The sequence below is a fragment of the Ktedonobacter sp. SOSP1-52 genome (assembly GCF_016587395.1).
The window spans coordinates 2,501,325-2,519,831 of record NZ_BNJH01000001.1; the positions used below are offsets into that span (position 1 = coordinate 2,501,325).

The 18,507-nt window shown below is 54.2% G+C and carries 15 protein-coding genes and 2 pseudogenes; all 17 read left to right on the forward strand.

The genetic code is table 11. The annotated features are described in order from the left end of the window. The first annotated feature begins 69 nt into the window (after positions 1-69). Entirely contained in the window at positions 70-2,049 is a 1,980-nt protein-coding gene (locus JMJ16_RS11865; protein WP_201381437.1) for a PQQ-binding-like beta-propeller repeat protein, read from the forward strand. A gap of 349 nt (positions 2,050-2,398) precedes the next feature. Further along, positions 2,399-2,596, forward strand: a pseudogene (locus tag JMJ16_RS56955) (transposase); the annotation flags it as partial. A 110-nt stretch (positions 2,597-2,706) separates the two neighbouring features. Beyond that, positions 2,707-2,901 carry a transposase gene (locus JMJ16_RS56960; protein ID WP_374228951.1) on the forward strand — a complete coding sequence of 65 codons (195 nt, stop codon included), beginning with the start codon at positions 2,707-2,709 and terminating at the stop codon, positions 2,899-2,901. Positions 2,902-3,856: 955 nt separating this feature from the next. Next, the gene (locus JMJ16_RS11880; RefSeq protein ID WP_201381441.1) at positions 3,857-4,513 is read left to right on the forward strand and encodes a nucleotide exchange factor GrpE; all 657 of its coding nucleotides are present in this window, start codon (positions 3,857-3,859) and stop codon (positions 4,511-4,513) included. Between the two features lie 145 nt (positions 4,514-4,658). Further along, positions 4,659-5,039: an Hsp70 family protein gene (locus tag JMJ16_RS56410; protein ID WP_305068086.1), complete on the forward strand. Its 381-nt coding sequence runs from the start codon at positions 4,659-4,661 to the stop codon at positions 5,037-5,039. Positions 5,040-5,282: 243 nt separating this feature from the next. After that, positions 5,283-6,803: a molecular chaperone DnaK gene (gene dnaK, locus JMJ16_RS11890; RefSeq protein ID WP_305068087.1), complete on the forward strand. Its 1,521-nt coding sequence runs from the start codon at positions 5,283-5,285 to the stop codon at positions 6,801-6,803. 142 nt (positions 6,804-6,945) lie between these two features. Beyond that, positions 6,946-8,886 carry a DUF505 domain-containing protein gene (locus tag JMJ16_RS11895; RefSeq protein WP_201381443.1) on the forward strand — a complete coding sequence of 647 codons (1,941 nt, stop codon included), beginning with the start codon at positions 6,946-6,948 and terminating at the stop codon, positions 8,884-8,886. 40 nt (positions 8,887-8,926) lie between these two features. Beyond that, positions 8,927-9,952, forward strand: coding sequence for a DnaJ C-terminal domain-containing protein (locus tag JMJ16_RS11900; protein ID WP_201381445.1), 1,026 nt, complete (start codon positions 8,927-8,929; stop codon positions 9,950-9,952). Continuing rightward, positions 9,945-10,316, forward strand: coding sequence for a chaperone modulator CbpM (locus JMJ16_RS11905; protein WP_201381447.1), 372 nt, complete (start codon positions 9,945-9,947; stop codon positions 10,314-10,316). The genes JMJ16_RS11900 and JMJ16_RS11905 overlap by 8 nt, the downstream gene beginning before the upstream one ends. 66 nt (positions 10,317-10,382) lie before the next feature. Then, positions 10,383-13,001, forward strand: coding sequence for an ATP-dependent chaperone ClpB (gene clpB, locus JMJ16_RS11910; RefSeq protein ID WP_201381449.1), 2,619 nt, complete (start codon positions 10,383-10,385; stop codon positions 12,999-13,001). Positions 13,002-13,227: 226 nt separating this feature from the next. After that, on the forward strand, positions 13,228-13,623 hold the full coding sequence (locus JMJ16_RS11915; protein WP_236601418.1) for a hypothetical protein: 396 nt from the start codon (positions 13,228-13,230) through the stop codon (positions 13,621-13,623). A 25-nt stretch (positions 13,624-13,648) separates the two neighbouring features. Then, a pseudogene (locus tag JMJ16_RS11920) lies at positions 13,649-14,080 on the forward strand (winged helix-turn-helix domain-containing protein); the annotation flags it as partial. A 118-nt stretch (positions 14,081-14,198) separates the two neighbouring features. Continuing rightward, positions 14,199-15,227 carry a hypothetical protein gene (locus JMJ16_RS11925; RefSeq protein WP_201377840.1) on the forward strand — a complete coding sequence of 343 codons (1,029 nt, stop codon included), beginning with the start codon at positions 14,199-14,201 and terminating at the stop codon, positions 15,225-15,227. Next, entirely contained in the window at positions 15,224-15,892 is a 669-nt protein-coding gene (locus tag JMJ16_RS11930) for a transposase (RefSeq protein ID WP_201377911.1), read from the forward strand. The genes JMJ16_RS11925 and JMJ16_RS11930 overlap by 4 nt, the downstream gene beginning before the upstream one ends. A 32-nt stretch (positions 15,893-15,924) precedes the next feature. Then, positions 15,925-16,443: a transposase gene (locus JMJ16_RS11935; protein WP_236601564.1), complete on the forward strand. Its 519-nt coding sequence runs from the start codon at positions 15,925-15,927 to the stop codon at positions 16,441-16,443. A gap of 6 nt (positions 16,444-16,449) precedes the next feature. After that, complete coding sequence (locus JMJ16_RS11940; RefSeq protein ID WP_236601419.1) at positions 16,450-16,740, forward strand: pentapeptide repeat-containing protein; 291 nt, start codon at positions 16,450-16,452, stop codon at positions 16,738-16,740. Between the two features lie 834 nt (positions 16,741-17,574). Further along, on the forward strand, positions 17,575-18,378 hold the full coding sequence (locus JMJ16_RS11945) for an ArsR family transcriptional regulator (protein WP_201381451.1): 804 nt from the start codon (positions 17,575-17,577) through the stop codon (positions 18,376-18,378). Positions 18,379-18,507: the final 129 nt, after the last annotated feature.

Consider the following 18,507-nt stretch of genomic DNA (forward strand, 5'->3'; position numbering starts at 1 on the left):
CTGTAAAATGATTGCTTTGCTCCTAACGTATGCAATGCGCCGCTCCAGGTGCGGCTAAGGAGATGGACCATGGAACGTTCCATAATCTACAAAGATAACGTCCCCTATCTGAGGCCAATCGGAACGCTTCAGATTGGCGATACACCACTATGGCCGCCACTGCTGAAGGATGAAATTCTCCATATTGCTACGCGCAACCACACGCTTTACGCGCTGGATAAGCATACACATACGCTGCTTTGGAGCTATAGAGCGCAGGGCGACATCCTATCCGCGCCTCCTCTGATTGACGATGTACTCTATGTTACATCCTCTGACCACACGGTGTGCGCGCTTGAAGCCAGGACAGGCAGCGTACTCTGGCGTTACCAGGCCACAGGGCCGCTACCATTCGCACCAACCATTGCCGAAGGGGCCGCCTACCTTGTCGCGGATCGCACTCTGTATGCTTTAGATGCCGCGCTAGGAGACGTGCTTTGGTCATATAACTTGCAAGAGCGTGTACACATACCCTTAACGGTGAATAATGGTGTTATCTACATCGTAGAGAAGCACACGCTCTACGCATTTGATATTAGTCGCCGGGTCATCATCTGGAGTTATGCCACTCAGGATAACTTAAGCGCTTCTCCAGTCGTGGTGGATGAAATGGTCTACCTTGGTTCGCGGGATCACACTCTCTATGCTCTTGATAGCGAGACCGGGCAGAAGATCTGGAGCTATACCACCCGGGATGCCATTCTCGCATCACCGACCATAGCCTACGGCATAGTCTATGTTGGCTCCAATGATTGCACGTTATATGCGCTAGAGGCAAATTTTGGTGTGCTGAGATGGAAGTATACAACTGCCGGGCCTATTCTCGCGCCGCCTACGCTCTCAGATGAGGTACTGTTTGCTGGCTCCATGGACCATTTCTGCTATGCCCTGGATGCACTCACAGGCGAGAAACTCTGGAGCTACGCGACCACGGGGCCGATAGATACATCGCCAGTCATTGCGGATGGCATCTTGTATGTATCTTCCACCGACACCTATCTCTACAGCTTCACCAGTGACCGCCTCTGGACCTTTACCACCAGCAGCGCCGTTGAATCATCGCCTGCAACCGCTAATGGCATGGTCTACGTTGGCTCAACGGATCATAACGTCTATGCGCTTAAGGCGGAGACTGGTGAAGTTCAATGGAGCATTGAAACTGGAGAAGAGGTCTTCTCCTCTCCACTGGCGCATAGCGCGCGCGAGGTTGTCTATATCGGGTCAAACGATTATACGCTCTATGCCCTGGCCGCGAGCACAGGAGCCATCCTGTGGAGCTACCTTACCGCGGGGCTCATCATCTCTTCGCCCAGAGTATGGAACGGCATGGTCTTTGTCGGTTCAGTTGATCATTGCGTCTACGCGCTTGATATAGAGACAGGAGAGGAACTCTGGCATTATGAAACGACTGGTAACATCACCTCCTCGCCCTGTATTGTCGATGATGGTCTCTATATAGGTTCGCTTGACCAACAGATCTACGCGTTGGAGGCCTCTAATGGAACGCTGATGTGGTCGTACATGACTGGCGGTGGCGTCCATTCCTCACCCACTGTGGATCAGGGCCTTCTCTATGTTGGCTCACGCGACCATAAACTCTATGCCTTGGATGCCAAGACAGGGACGAAACATTGGGAGGTCGAGACAGGCGATATTGTGGATTCATCGCCTACTGTTGCCAGCGGTATCGTGTACGTTGGTTCTCACGATCACAATCTGTATGCACTCGATGCACACTCGGGCAAGAAACGTTGGCAGTATAAAACGGGTGGCGTGGTAGCCTCATCACCACGAGTTATCAAGGAAACGATCTATGCAGGCTCGGAAGATGGCTACCTTTACGCGCTCAACGCACACTCAGGCGAGAAATGTTGGTGTTATCATACAAAGGGCGCGATTCATGCTTCAGTCGCAGTCGATGAAGACCTTGTCTACATCGGTTCCTCTGACCACTCCTTATATGCCTTGCAGCGCATCCAACTCCCAACGCATATTCACCTGCCAGGCTGATGTCTTCTTTGCGCCAAATAACCAAGATAATGTAAGTCGGGAAATAGTAAAACAGAGACATCACGTTGACGAACACAAGACGATGATGCCCTGTGACCAATGGATGTGGGAAATGGAACCGGCCTCTCTTTCACAAGTACCCAATTTGTCACACACGGTGATGCTCCTGAAAAGGGGCCCGCATTCCTCCTCAGCACATACTTTGCATGGAATAGGGGCGAGAAGTTGCTCTCTCATAGTTCTCAACTATAAATAGTTAGAGTATGTCTTAAGAGGCTCAAAGAGCCAGGAGTAAACTGAACGGAGGCAACGAAGGAACGCCAAACTGAGCAAGAAGGAGCCGAAGCTGATGAATGAGAGCATCAACAGAAAGCGCTATCCATCGGATCTCACCGATGCGCAATGGGAGTTGTTGGCTCCCTTCATCTCGCCACCATCTCCTAATGCCACTCAAGAGGTGATTTGCAGGCGAGAAATCGTCAATGGCATCCTCTCTGTCCTGCGGACAGGCTGTTCCTGGCGGCAAATGCCTCACGATCTGCCCAATGGCAAAACAGTCTATCATTCCTTTTGCCAATGGAAGAAAGCAGGTGTGTGGGAGCAAGCGATGAATGCCTTGCGGGGAAAAGCCCGCCGCTCGATAGGGCGAGAGGAAGAATGGAAGCCGCCGCTATCATCGATAGCCAATCCAGCAAGACCAGTCCTGTCCCAGGCATCGAACGTGGCTACTATGCCGGGAAAAAAATCTTGGGACGCAAACGGCGCATTTTGGTTGATACGCAAGGCTTTCTGCTGGCCGTCAGAGTGCTTGCAGCCACTATCGCCGACGTGACTGGCGCCCGCCTCTTGTGAGAGGGACTTGCCCAACGTTTCACGCCTCTCTCGCATCTGTTTGCCGATCATGGCTATGATGGAGAGTCCTTTGAGCACTGGCTCAAAGAACATCTTGGATGGGAGATCGAAATCGTCCCCCACCAAGAGTGTGAGGCGCAGACGGATTGGATGCTCGTCAATGGGCAACCCGTCCAGATTCGCAAACCAAAGGGAGCCTTTCAGGTCCAGCGCAAGCGCTGGATCGTGGAACGGACATGATTGCTGGCTCATCCGCTTTTGCCGACTTGCTCGCGATTATGAGGGATTGCCCTCAAGCAGCGAGGCCTTTATCCAGGTGGCTTCCATTCGTCTCTTGTTGACTCGATTAGCTCCTTCCCGATACTAATTGTCCGTCTTAAGACACACTCTTAGAGGCCATGCTATTTATAGCGAGTTATGGGTTCGCAGGTCGGCACATTTAGATACTTTATTTGTGTTACTACTGGCAATTATATATAGAGATTCTTTCATTTTTATGGTATCTTCCCTATGATGACGTGAACTGGACAGCAGTAGGGTATAAAAAATATTGATCAGCCAATTGGTGCAGGTCTCAATCTGAGGAACTATAAAGGCGATCATTGTTGCCCTCTCGTTTTCAATGCATCGTCGCGACACAGGTTCCCTCTCATAAGACCCTCAATAGCAAAAGATACATCTAGCCTCTGGTACCTAGATGTATAGGACTTCCACCGCCATCGTAAGCGCTAAGGAATTTCAGCGTCCATTCGGTCGTGGAGCGAAGCTACCTGGAAGGTAAGCAGGTGTGCTCCTGATAGATGAAGCTTCACAAGGCTGAGAGATGGCGGCACCACTAACCGCTATGAAGCAGTGTTCACGATTGCTTTTCATAGCTTGCTTGCTGTTTGGCACGATGCTGCTGATACGCGTAAAAAACAGTGCTTAACAGTGCTTAAAAGAAGAGGGTTATGCTATGCAGTCAAACAACCCGGAACAACAGAAGGCCACAACTGGCACCACGACAGCCACTCAGGCAGCACAACAGGGTCAACCAGAGCAACAGCAGACTCCGCCTGAAGCGAGTACAGCCATCCAGTCAGTTCCCCAGAGCGAGGCGGTACAGGAAGAGCAACGCAAAGCGGAAGAGTACCTGGATCAACTGCGGAGAACTCAGGCGGAGTTCGTCAATTATCGCCGCCGCATGGGTAAGGAACAGCTTGAGGGGCGCATCACAGCCCAGAGCAGCTTACTCTATCACCTGTTGCCTGTCCTCGACGATCTTGAACTGGCGCTGCGCTCGGCACCAGCGGAGATGTGTCCGCATTCCTGGGTGCAGGGTCTGTTTCTGGTAGCGCGCAGACTTGAGTCCATGCTTGACCAGCTAGGAGTGCAACGTGTTGGTGCCATTGGCGAACAATTCAACCCACACTGGCATGAGGCCATCACGACCGAGGTCCGTGCAGATGTACCAGAAGGGACTATTCTTGATGTACTTCAACAAGGGTACATCATCGAGGACCACGTCATTCGCCCAGCCAGGGTGAGTGTCGCGGGAGCCTCCCCTCAAAGCGAAACGCCTACGGCGCAAGAAAAGACTGATCCTGACAACAGGCAAACGCAAGCCGAATGAGCAGTGACAACGCCTCATAGGAGTCGAGGGGGCCAGATAAAGAAGCAGCTTCTGGCATTTGACAGTTCACGTGAGCAGGCCACATACGTGCTCTGGTTCCTTGTCGAGAGGAGCCGTGGACACACTACGAGAGAGAGGGGCAACAATGGCAAAGGTACTCGGTATAGACCTGGGAACAACAAACTCAGTTATGTCAACCATGGAGGCAGGTGAACCCACTGTCATTGAGAACAGGGAGGGCGGGCGGATTACACCCTCTATCGTTGCGATTACAAAGAATGGCGAGCGCCTGGTGGGCCAGGTCGCCAAACGCCAGGCCGTGACCAACCCGGAAAATACCGTCTTCTCCATTAAGCGTCTCATGGGGCGTAAGTTCAACGATCCCGAGTGTCATTTCTCCGATTTCCTGGCGCGTTTGTATCAGATAACTTGGCGCTCTTGGCTTGAGAGGCGCTTTCGGCAGATCGGCCTCTCACATAAAATGGCGCAGCATTTTGTCTCATCTATTCAGCCCTTTGCTGGATAGGCTCAAATGAGCAAGATTTCTCGTATAACATGGCGCGTATCTCTCGGAAGCCGCTCCGAGAGCCGCATGATTTTTATGCAAGCATAACCTGGCGCAAAGCCAAAGAGAGAGATGCTGAAAGGCAAAACGAGCCTTCAAAGCTTTAGCGCTAACGTTACGTCAGGTTATGAGAGAAAGCTCATCCTCTAAACGGGCTTGGCAGCGTGGCAAGTTATATGAGAAACCCGCCAAGATTACTGATAAATGACAGACAAATTGGGGGAGCGCATTACGCAGGCCGTCATCACTGTCCCCGCCTACTTCAACGACTCACAGCGCCAGGCCACGAAAGACGCGGGTACCATCGCGGGACTTGAAGTCTTGCGCATCATTAATGAGCCAACCGCGGCCTCACTTGCCTATGGGCTGGACAAGAAACATGACGAAATGATTGGCGTCTATGACCTTGGTGGTGGCACCTTTGATATCTCCGTCCTGCAACTGGGGGAGGGTGTCATTGAAGTCAAGGCCACCAATGGCGATACACATCTGGGTGGCGACGACTTTGACCAGCGTATCGTGAATTGGCTTGCCGACGAGTTTCGCAAGGATCAGGGCATTGATTTACGCAACGATCGCATGGCGCTTCAACGCTTGAAAGAAGCCGCTGAACGCGCTAAGATCGAGCTCTCCTCATCGACCCAGACCGAGATTAACCTCCCCTTTATCACGGCTGATCCCAGTGGGCCAAGGCACCTTGTGATGACACTTACACGTGCCAAGCTCGAGCAACTGGTGGGCGACCTGATTGAGCGTACGCGCGGCCCAGTCATGCGTGCCCTGGAGGATGCGCAGGTCAAGCCAAGCGACGTCAACGAGGATGTGCTGGTAGGTGGACAAACTCGTATGCCAGCCGTAGTTGAGTTTGTCAAAAACATTTTCGGCAAGGATCCGCACAAGGGGGTTAATCCCGATGAGGTGGTCGCGGTTGGCGCGGCTATCCAGGGAGGTGTGCTGGGAGGCGAGGTCAAGGATGTCTTACTCCTGGATGTCACTCCCCTCTCACTTGGCGTCGAGACATTGGGTGGAGTGACAACCAAGCTCATTGAGCGCAATACGACCATTCCTACACGCAAGAGCGAGACCTTCAGCACAGCCGAGGATAATCAATCAGCGGTAGATGTCCATGTGCTCCAGGGTGAACGTGAACTGGCGCGCGATAACAAGAGCCTGGGACATTTCCGCCTGGAGGGTATCAGTCCCGCGCCGCGTGGGATGCCACAAATCGAAGTCACCTTCGATATTGATGCCAACGGCATTCTCAATGTAACCGCACGCGACAAGGCCACGGGTCGTGAGCAAAAGGTTACTATTACGGCTTCCAGTGGTCTCTCGCAAAGCGAAGTCGACCGCATGGTGCGTGAAGCGGAGCAGCACTCTCAGGAAGATCGCCAGCGCCGCCAGGAGATCGAGCTACGCAACACTGCCTCCAGTGTCGCCTACCAGGCAGAGCGTCTGCTCCAGGAAAACAGAGAGAAACTCTCGCCCGATATGCGCGCTGAAGTCGAGAATCGGATCAAAGCCGTACGTGACGCGCTGACCGGGAGTGACATCGCACGCGTGCAGAGCAGCTTGGCTGAATTGGAGAGCACCGCTCAGCGCATGCAGCAGGAGATTGCCAGCTCTACAGGCGCTCCGGCTGGCAGTGAAGCCACTGAAGCGAGAGCGCAGGCCGGTACTGGCAGCGAACCGGGAACCGTCGAAGGCGAATACCGCGAACTCTAGCTGCTCCCAACAGGACATCCTGGAGGGAACACTGATGTGCCTCCAGGATGTAGAGTGCACCTTTGCAATGCTAAAACTGGATGCAGACATGTGAACTTGCTTTCTGTGTGTGCATTCAAAAGAATAGGAAAGGATGTGCAACATGCTTTTGGCTTCAGCGCATCTTATCGCTTTACATGAACTGGCTGCCAAAGAGGCTGCGGGACACACAACTCACACACTGGCAGAAGACGATGTTCAGGAGCACATCTATCGCGAACTTGAATTGCAGGGCCTTATCCTCCTTGAGTCCCCTCGTGCCTATCAGCTCTCCTACGCGGGACGGGAGGCGCTTGACCTCATAAGAGCAATGCATGCGGAGAACTTGCTCCCTACAATAGATCGTCTTGAGCACAACTGGCGCTTTCTTGGCTCAGATATTCTGGCCGCTTTACACGCAGCAACATTGCGAAAGGAGCAGGTTGGTCCAGTGACCACAGATATGTTGCGTGCACGCGGCTTAGCAAAACAAACGCAGGATTCATTAGGGCAACGCCAGCTTACCTGCTTGAACCGCTATGGCGAGGCCTGGGAGGATTTCGCTGAACGCCATCGCCCACGTCTGGAGATTTATGGTGAACTCGCGAATGCGATTCGACACATGCATCCTGGCTATGCCCAGAAACCTGCTGCTCAAATGACGGCAGGGCAACTGGCGCTTATGGAGGCCATGAACCTCCTTGCCTGGTCAGTTCCTGAAGGGGATAACTATGTCTTAACAGCTTTAGGCCAGGCCGTCTACGATGCCTTGCGTAAAGGAGGCTATAGCCCACTCGATGTGGTCCTCGATGAGCCGTTACTCCAGGTACTGGCAGAACTGGTGGATAAGGGAAGCGCGGCCCTGGCGTCCGAGCAAATAGCTAGCCTACAACTGCTGGGCTATGTAGATGCGGATGAGAAACTGAGCGAAGCGGGTTACGCGGCGCTAAGAGCGTATTCGCTCCTGCAAAGAGAGGTGCCAGAAAAGACACATACCTTCGCGATCACCGAACCTGAAGTCGAATTACTCACTACAATCGATCGCCTGGCCCAGGAGCAAAAGCCCACCCATAAAGAGGCACTGCATCGTGCACTGATCGACCGTATGGTCAAACACTATCGCTCCCAGGTGGGGCGCTATGGCAGAACCTTACGAGAGAGAACCCCGCTAAAGCGCCAGGCCGTGGCACTGCTGGAGCAGGTAAAAGAGCACGATGAGTGGTTTAACACCAATTGGGATCTCGAGGAACTCATTGTTGGCCTGGAGGCCTTTGATCTGCTGAGAGCTGAAATGGAAGGCTCAAAAATGAGTTATCGCTTGACGCCCACTGGCAGCAGGATTGTGAGAGAGCAAGAAGGAAATACACGCGATATTAGCGCGACAGCGGTCAAAGCCTTGACGATTGTCGCCACCCCCTTAAGCGTTCCCGCGCAATGGTGGATCGAACAGGCACGCGAAGAAGAGCTTATCGGCACTGGAGGGATCAGCGCATCCGGCCATTTTTACGCTAACCTCGCCAATCACTGCGTACCTCAGCTCGCGCTTACACCAGAAGAGGCCGAAATTTTGGAGCAACTTCCCGACACTGAAGGAGCGTCATGTGGTTTCGGCACGAGCAATCATGAAGCGCTCGACGAAGAAAAACGAAATTGGGCAATGGAGAAGCTCGAAGCGCGCGGCTTTATTAACAGGCTGGTTGATTGCCAGATCATACGTACGGAGGCGGGGCAACTTTTAACCAGGGCTGTGAGTGGCGCCATGCATCTCGGGCATCCCGTCACGCCAACCATCGTACGCTTACTCGCTGCCATCAGGCAGGCGGGGACATTCTATGTGAAAGAGCGCAAGGTTCGCATTCAACCTCACCAGTGGGGAGAAGTAGAGCATTTGACTGGGCTAGGGGAACACGAGTTTCGCGAAGTGCTGCACGTTGCCCGCATGGGTCAATATGTTGGGGAGGCAACGCTGACAGAGGCTGGTCTGGATCTCCTGGCTGTCCACGAGCTCATTCATAAAGAATATGGCGTTGCTGCAGCGGAGTCTCACCAAGTCGGACATCAATAACTCGGCTCTTTTGAGACTCCTCTTCCAGGAGAAAGATCCCATGGCTGTTGAGTATAAGGACTATTACAAGACGCTGGGCGTGGACAGGAACGCGAGTCAGAAAGATATTCAAAAAGCCTATCGCAAACTTGCGCGCCAGTATCACCCCGACATCAATCCTGGCGATAAAGCGGCCGAGGAGAGATTCAAGGATATCAATGAAGCCAATGAAGTGCTCTCGGATCCAGAGAAACGGAAGCAATATGACGAGATGGATAGGTATTACCGGCAGTATGGAAGCTGGCCCGGCGCTGGCCACGCGGGTGGGGCGGGAGCGACAGGTGGAGTGGGGGCAGACGGACGGCGTACCTACTATCGTACCGTCAGCGAAGAAGACTTGAATGATCTCTTTGGCGGTGCAGCCCCGTTCTCGGATTTCTTCGAGACCTACTTTGGTGCGGGTCCAGGCACGAGGAGATCGCGAACGGCTGGTCGTACGCGCGGTGAGACTCGTGCCCCGGCTCGCCAGGACGTTGAAGCCGAAGTCGTCGTGACGCTTCCAGAAGCCTACAAAGGCGCCACGCGTGTTTTGGAACTGGCCACGCCAGATGGTAGCACACGCCACCTGGAGGTAAAAATTCCCCCAGGGGTGGACGAAGGCTCGCGTATACGGATAGCTGGTCAGGGCCAGGAGAGTCCCGCCGGGCGCGGTGATCTGTACCTGCGTGTACATATGGCACCTGACCCTCGCTTCACACGGGAGGGGACAACGCTGCATACGCGCGTCGAGGTTCCTCTCGCCGAGGCTGTATTAGGTGGAGAGGTACAGGTACCGACCCCAGATGGCCGCCGCCTGTTGCTGCGTATACCTCCCGGGACCGAGGAGGGTACCGCGTTGCGTCTACGAGGCCAGGGCATGCCTGTTATGGGAGGACCAGAGAAACGGGGCGATCTCTACGCTGACATACACGTGGTAATGCCTAAACACCTCAGTCCAGAGCAGCGCCACCTCTTCGAAGCCTTCGCCCGTTCTGTTGGCTACGTTCCCCAGGCAAGCCCGGTAGAAGAAAGGAGCAGCCATGGATAGCCCATTTATTACGCGTATCGTAGTGCAACCATATACCACGCCACGCTCATATAGCGAACATGAGGCTGCCACCGCGAGCCACCTTAATATGCGAACATTGCATTCATTGGAGGCATTGGGCCTTGTACAGGGCGAAGGCAGCGGTAAAAACCGACGCTATAGCGAAGAGGATGTGCTACACCTGCGACGTATTCGCCGCTTACAGCATGAGTTAGGAGTGAATCTGGAGGGCGTCGAAGTCGTCCTCTACCTGCTCAGACGCCTGGCAATGCTCCAGCAAGAACTGGAACAAACAAGAAGCCAGGTAACCGAGATACAGTCTTCGGCATGGCAGCTTTCCAGTGATTGGCAAGAACAAGCTTGAAAACATCTTCGTGCTCTACCCACAAGGATCGTGCATTCACATGCCAACAGAGGGGAACGAGAGAGTATGAACATTGAGCGTTTCACAGAAAAGGCTCGTGAAGCTATCAATGAAGCTGGACAGATAGCAAGAGCAAACAACCATAGCCAGGTTGATGTAGAGCATCTCCTTGCCACTCTACTGAGCCAGGAAGGTGGAGTGGTGCAGCAAGTCATCGAGAAGGCTGGAGGCAACCTCGAGGCGGCGCAGCGCCTGGTAAATCAGGAGCTTGAGCGTATGCCAAAGGTGTATGGTGGAAGCGAGCCGAGCCTTTCACCGCGCCTACGCACGCTCCTGGAAGATGCCTGGAAGGAGATGGGGAACTTTCACGACGAGTATCTCAGCGTTGAACACCTGTTGCTAGCCATGTTCAATGTAAGCAATGGTGTGACGCCAAAGGCACTACAGATGGCAGGGTTGACGCGGGACAAGGTACTACAGATCCTCACCTCCATCCGTGGTGGGCAACGCGTGACCGACCAGAATCCAGAGGGGAAATACCAGGCACTCGAAAAATATGGCCGCAACCTTACCATGCTGGCGGCACAAGGGAAGCTCGATCCGGTCATCGGGAGAGACGCAGAGATCAGGCGTGTCATCCAGGTCTTAAGTCGCCGTACCAAGAATAACCCGGTCTTGATTGGAGAGCCGGGCGTCGGCAAGACCGCCATTGTCGAGGGATTGGCCCTGCGTATCATGCGCAGCGATGTGCCGAAAACGCTGGTCGGCAAACAGATTATCGCCCTCGACCTCGGCGCGCTGATCGCGGGAGCCAAGTATCGTGGTGAGTTTGAGGAACGCCTCAAGGCCGTACTCAAAGAGGTGATCGACTCCAACGGCAACATTATCCTCTTTATCGATGAACTCCATACCCTGGTCGGCGCGGGCGCGGCGGAGGGGGCCATGGATGCCTCCAACATGCTCAAACCCTTGCTGGCCCGTGGCGAACTCCACTGCATTGGCTCGACCACACTGGAGGAGTATCGCAAATATATTGAAAAAGATGCCGCGCTTGAGCGCCGTTTCCAGCCCGTCATGGTTGATGAGCCAACAGTCGAGGATACCATCAGCATTCTGCGTGGTCTCAAGCAGCGCTATGAAACCCATCACGGCGTGCGCATCACCGACAGCGCCCTGGTCTCCGCAGCCGTTCTCTCCAAGCGTTACATTACCGACCGCTTCTTACCCGATAAAGCCATTGACCTGGTGGATGAGGCAGCCAGCCGCAAGCGCGTCGAGCTGGATAGCACCCCCACCGAGATCGATGCGCTGGACCGGCGTATCAGGCAGTTGCAGATTGAGCACGAAGCTCTCAAAAAGGAGTCTGACCCCGGCAGCCAGGAACGTCGCATGAAAGTTGAGCAGGAGATCGCCAACCTGCAAGAGCAACTCAATGCTATGAAACTGGCTCTCGAGCGTGAACGCGGACCTGTCGAGACCATGCGCCGTGTACAGCAAGAGCTTGAACAGGCACAGATAGACCTGGAGAAAGCCGAGCTTGAGTACAATTTCGCCCGCGCAGCTGAGCTGCGCCATGGCGTCATTCCTAGGCTGGAGCAGCAACTACACGAGATGGAGGAGAGGCTCGCCAATATCAAAGGCACTCGTATGCTCAAAGAAGAGGTGGATGCCGAAGATATTGCCGAGGTTATCTCGCAATGGACCCATATTCCCGCGACCAGGCTCATGGAGGGCGAGATAGAGAAGCTTGTCCATATGGAGGATCGCCTGCGTAAACGTGTTGTCGGGCAAGAACAGGCGTTACAAGCGGTCTCCGACGCTATACGTCGCGCGCGAGCGGGGCTCCAGGACCCCAACCGGCCGCTGGCCAGCTTCCTCTTCTTAGGTCCAACAGGCGTGGGTAAAACCGAGCTGGCACGAGCCCTCGCCGAATTCCTCTTCGATGACGAGCATGCCATCATTCGCATCGACATGTCCGAGTATATGGAGAGACATAGTGTCGCACGCTTGATAGGTGCGCCTCCTGGCTATGTCGGCTATGAAGAGGGAGGTCAGTTGACGGAGGCGGTACGCCGTCGTCCCTATAGCGTTGTGCTCTTCGACGAAATCGAGAAGGCCGCGCCAGAGGTGTTTAATATCCTGCTCCAGGTACTCGATGATGGTCGCCTGACAGATGGACAGGGCCGCACCGTTGACTTCAAGAATACCGTCCTGATCATGACAAGTAACGTCGGGGTACTCTGGCTGCCTGAGCTTGAGAAATTGGACGAGGACGAGGTCCAGCGCATGGTCCGTCAACGCTTGCGTGGGGAAGGTTTCCGTCCAGAGTTTATCAACCGCATCGATGAAATCATCGTCTTCCGCCCGATCGCGCGCGAACAGATGCGAGATATCGTCAATATTCAGCTGGAGCGCTTGCGCCAGCGCCTGAGCGAGCGCCACATTACGCTCCAACTCACCAGCACTGCCCGTGATCGGCTGGCCGAAATGGGATACGACGAGGAATTTGGCGCCCGTCCACTGAAGCGCGTCATTCAACGGGAGGTTGAGAACCGCATCGCGCGCGAACTGCTTGACGGGACAGTGCGCGATGGCGATACCGTCGTCATTGATGTGAAGGATGGCAAGTTTACGCTTGAAGCGGTCAGGGTCGAGGTCCCTGAGCAAGTTCATGCGCGCAGGTAGAGAGTGCCTACCTGGCTCAGGCCCACGCGGGAGGGCGGGTAGGTGCGCTTTTCACAAGTACCTACTCATGCCCCCGCAAGGGGGCTGCCCTTCTGCCGGGCGTGGGGGGACAAGGCTTGAACGGATTTGCTATCAAAGCAGGCATAACGCGCTCGTCTTATTGCGACTCACCTGGCTTTCCTGGGAAAAACAGGCTGCTACGCGCCATCTGCGCTGGAGGAATAAGGTGCGAAGACGGCTTTCGATATGGCGGCAATATATATTGCGGCATCAGGCGCTTAGTAAAGGGATAGCCATTGCGCTAGTAGTCTCCATTGCCGCCATTGTGGCTGGCTACCACCTGAACTGGACCGGTTTTCAGGGGAGAACGCTCTGGGACTGGCTCAACCTCCTCGGCGTTCTGGCAATTCCAGTAGTAGTCGGCGTGGGAACGGCATGGCTTAGCACTGAACAGGCGCGAGAAGCCGCCCTCCATAGATACCTTGATAAAATGGCGGATCTCCTGCTGAGCGAGAACTTACGTGAGTCAAAAACCAATGCGGAGGTGCGCGCTGTTGCCCGCACACGCACCTGGACCGTATTACGGCTCTTACTGACCTCGACAGAGAGAGGTAAAGAATGAGGAGGGAAAGCCGATAGAAGGAGGAATGGGAGCACCAAGAAAAGCCGATTGGCGAGAAGAAAGGCGCAAACGCGCCTGGGTCCTCAAACATGAGGGATGGAAACAAAAAGATATTGCCGTGGCATTGGGAGTGAGCGAAGGAGCCGTGAGCCAATGGATCAAACAAGGAAGAGAAGGGGGAGAAAAAGCCCTCAAAGCGCATCCTGCAAAAGGAGCGACACCTCGCTTGACGGCTGAACAGAAGGCGCACATTCCGACGTTGTTGGCGAAAGGAGCATCAGCCTATGGGTTTGTCGGGGAGGTCTGGAATAGTCGAAGACTAGCCCAAGTGATCAAACGAGAGTTCAAGGTGAGCTATCATCCCGACCATTGTGGTCGCCTTGTCCGCGAGATGGGGTACAGTATCCAAAAACCGGTGGAACGAGCGACACAACGTAATGAGGAGGCAATTGAAGACTGGAAAGAACATGAGTGGCCCGCTCTAAAAAAAACCGTAGGGGCAGAGATGCCGACTGAGCCCATGTGGTACACTCTCCACCAGGAAAGGATCTCAGAAACAGCCAGGAGAGAAACGCATGAAACCTGCGCGGACATTTTCCCAGGTCAGCCGACGTTTTTACCGTCCCGAAGTGACACACTGTGCCGACTGCCAGAAGCGACTCCGGCGGGCCGTCACCTTGTCGGAACGCACGGTGGTCACGTTGCAGGAGGTGATCAAACTGGTGCATGCGGGCTACCGCTGTTCCGATGCGCAGTGTGTGGGCCATCAGCGGACGTATCGCAGTGCGCGAGCGGATGCGCTGGCCCTGCCCCACTTCACGTATGGGGTGGATGTGGTGCTGTTGGTGGGGCGGCTGCGATTGGTCGAGCACCAAACCGTCGACGAGATCCATCGCGAGTTACTGGCCCGGTTGGCCCCGTTGGGAGTCAAGATCGCGCGCCGAGAAGTGCTCTACCTGTTTGATGCGTACTGCACGTTGCTGCGGGCAGCGAGTGCGGCCAACGAGGACCAGGAGTGGTTGGCCCAAGTCGAGAAGAACGGGGGCATCATTGTTGCCATCGACGGCATTCAGCCTGACAAAGGGAACGAGACAGTGTACCTGGTCCGCGATGCGCTGACTGGGCGGGTCCTGGTGGCCGAGAATGTGCTCTCCTCGGAGACTGCCGTCATGAAAGCACTCTTGACTCCGGTGGTTGAGCTGGGGGTGAAGGTGCTGGGCACGATCAGCGATGCCCAGGAAAGTGAGCTGCTGGCACTCCAGGAGCTCTGGCCGGAGGTCCCTCATCAGGTGTGTCAGTTCCATGCGCTGCGCGATGCCTCCAAGACCGCCTTTGAAGCAGACAAAGCGGCGAAAACGGCGATCCGCAAACGCTTACAGCCGAAGGTTCGTGCGGTGCGCAAACAGATCAAGAAGGCCCTCGTGACCGCCTCGCCTCAGGAGGCCGAGCAGCTCCGCGTGCTGGATGCGTACGCCACTGGGATCTTGACCGCGCTCAATATCGACGGCGTGCAGCCGCTGACTTTTGCGACGGTCGAGGCAAGCCAGATGCTGGAGGAGATCGAAGCCAGTCTCCAGCACTTGCTCAAAAAGGGGGCGCCGTGAGTCGGCGGTGTGAACAGAAGCTCACCCGTCTGCAGGCAATTGTGACAGAACGGGCAACCTGGGCAGAGCACCTGAGACAGGTCAAGCGGATGTATGGCTGGCTCTGTGAGGTCGAAGCGATCCTGGTGAAAGAAGCGGCACGCACGCTCGCAGAACCCGTGAGCAATGAGAGCGTGGGACGACGCCTGGACGCGTGGCGCGAGCAGATGGTCCAACTTCTGGAAACGTCCCCCCTCTCGGAGTTGGAACAGGAGAGCCTACGGGAGCTGCTGCAGGTGCTTTCGAATCTGCGCCCGTACCTGGTGCAGTGTTATGAGCGGGAGGACTTTCCGCGCACCAACAATGACATGGAGCGCAGCATTCGCGCGCTCAAAACGCAGTATCGCCGGGTGAGCGGGCGCAAGAATTGGAATGCGTATCTGTTGCGCTATGGGCGCTGCGTGGCCTATGCGCCCTGGTGGGAGCAAGATGAGACCCACCGCCACCACTTGCAGCGCCAGATTGCTCAGCTTGACCGGGGCCGGTGGAGAGAACTGCGCCAGCAGACGACCCGTGCCCAGCAGGAGCAGCTCACGCGGTTTCGTTTCCGTCACAAGCGTTCTTCCGTGCTGGCCTCGCTCGAATCACGCTGGACCGAGGCTACTCAGTCGGTATCTCTGCCCTGACGGAAAAAAAAGCCGCACAAGAAAGGCGAACGATCGTTTTTGTAGACGAATCAGGCTTTTATCTTCTGCCGATGATGGTGAGAACCTACTCCCCGAGAGGACAGACCCCGATAGTGCGTGTCAAGTTGACCCGCGATCATCTCTCGGCAATTGGAGGCATCACCCAAGAAGGGCGAATCTTCATGCAAACACAAGAGCACGCCTATAGAGCCGAAGACGTCGTACGATTTTTACGAGCCTTACTCCGCAAGATCTCAGGCAAGTTGCTCATTATTTGGGATGGCTCGCCAATCCATCGCGCGAATGTGATCAAAACCTTTCTCTCCAGTCCAATAGGGAAACGGGTGCATCTCGAGCGGTTGCCTGGCTATGCTCCTGACCTCAATCCTCAGGAATACGTGTGGAATCTCCTCAAACGCCGCGAACTCAAAAACCTGTGTTGCCAGGATCTCACTCACCTCAACCAAGAGCTTGTGCGTGCCAAAGAGCGCCTGCGTCATCGACGCGATATCCTTCAACGTTGTTTTTCTTATGCACTTGGTGAAGTTTAGTTGTTTATGACGAGGTCAGTAGATCCTGACCGCAGAAGCATTCTCTTCGCGTTTCTGGCAGAATCTGAACTTATCAACATCATCGATTTGAGCAAGGCCGATTTGAGCGGGGCGGATCTCAGTGGAGCGGACCTGCGCGGTGCAGATCTGCACGGTGCAAACCTGAGCAACGCTGATTTACGCGGGGCAAACCTGGATGGGCTTAATCTTCTGGCGGCGAACGTCACGATGGCACAGCTCCTTCAAGCCAAATCACTCGAAGGGACTATCATGCCCAACAAATCTCAATCGTCCTGACACGCTACCGCCTTAAAATAAGGCCTTACCAAAACTTTATGAGGTAGGAGTATCTCGTGCTTTTTAATAAAAAAGAGACTGAAGTGAGAGAAGCTCACTTCAGTCGGTATTGTCAACTTAAACAAAATTGTAGAGCTTATGTACGAGAAACAGGCCTCAAAGTAGAGAGAGTTCCCTATCTCTGACCTGATATTCAGGAAAATCTTGGCGAAAATAGCATCGATGTGGGGAAAGCTCATCAACAAAAATATTTAAGTTGATAATACCATTTTAATGTTGCTCCACTCTCGCCTGGGGCCTGGGTAAAGCACGATCCGACCTGGGATGTCTTGTATGCGGTTCAAGCGTTGCAAGCCAATACACGTGGGCCGCTTTGTAATAAAACAGAAGATACTCATATCATCTCTTACCGTATAAGAAAGCTTCGACATGGAGGGGAGTGGCCTATGCCGCGAGTGGTTGCATATCTTCTACAAGAGAAGAGCCAGGGATTCCCTATCGAATATGAGATTGCCTGCGATCAACATCTCAAAAAATATTCGGGTACTCTCAGTGTCCAATGGAAGCAATCAATAGCTTCTTCATAATCTTCCTCTCATTGCCACTTTCCCTGCGAACAAAGCGCCAAGTATATGTGCTTGGCGCTTTGTTCGCAGGGAATTGTTGTTATATCTCGTACGTCAGAAGGGGAATGTGTGCGCTCTAGTAGGAGATATTCTTTTGAATTCTCCTTTTTTTATCGACCAACGACAACCGCAAAGATCTTGCAATTGTCCAATTGCTCGGGTATAATTACATCAAAGTTATTTGAACTAATAAATTTTGGAGCAATGCATGGGGAAAGCGACTGCGCTGGCGCACGCGCCAGAATTGTTTAAGCTGTTGTCTAACGATATTCGCTGGAATATCTTGATGTTGCTGGCACGCAGCGACTCTAGCGGGTTAGAGTTGGTACGTTCCCTCAAGCAACCACAAAACCTGATTTCCTACCATATTCGCTTGCTGGTTGAGCAGCAATTGGTCTCCGAGAGGCGCAGCAGTGCTGATGAACGCCTCGCATACTACAGTCTCAATCTTGAAACGTTGCGTTTCCTCTACACAACATCGGGCGAGTCACTCCATCCTGTGCTTCACGTGCCGGAACTCCTTGAGGGAGAGCGGGGCCCTATGGGGTCTTATCTCGCTATGCAGGCAGTACGTGTCCTTTTCCTCTGTACACACAACAGCGCTCGTTCGCAAATCGCTGAAGGAGCGTTACGTGCTCTCAGTGGCGGAAGGATCGAAGTCGCGAGTGGAGGGAGCCATCCAACACAACTCCATCCCCTGGCTGTACAAGCGATGCACACCCTTGGAATGGATATTGGTCACCAACACTCCAAGCATCTTCGTGAATTTACTGGCCAGACCTTTGATTATGTCATTACGGTTTGTGATCGTGTGCGGGAATCCTGTCCTGCTTTTCCTGGCGATCCTGAGCGTATTCACTGGAGTTTTCCTGATCCAGCTGAAGCTGAGGGCGATGAAGAAGAGCGCTCTCAGATCTTCGAGTTGACCGCGCGCCAATTAATGACGCGTATCCGCTATTTCCTTCTTCTTATCGAACGCGAACACGCCAGGCCGCATCAGCACGTCGTGTAGCATCTCGAGAGAAACGAGAGTCGTCGTGGTTTGGAAGAGGAGATGGTCGTTCCTGACGTTTCTGTTCTCAGAATTCAGCGAAAACAGCTACACAGGTGCGACGCAAACATTCTGTGGCCCTGGATTCCA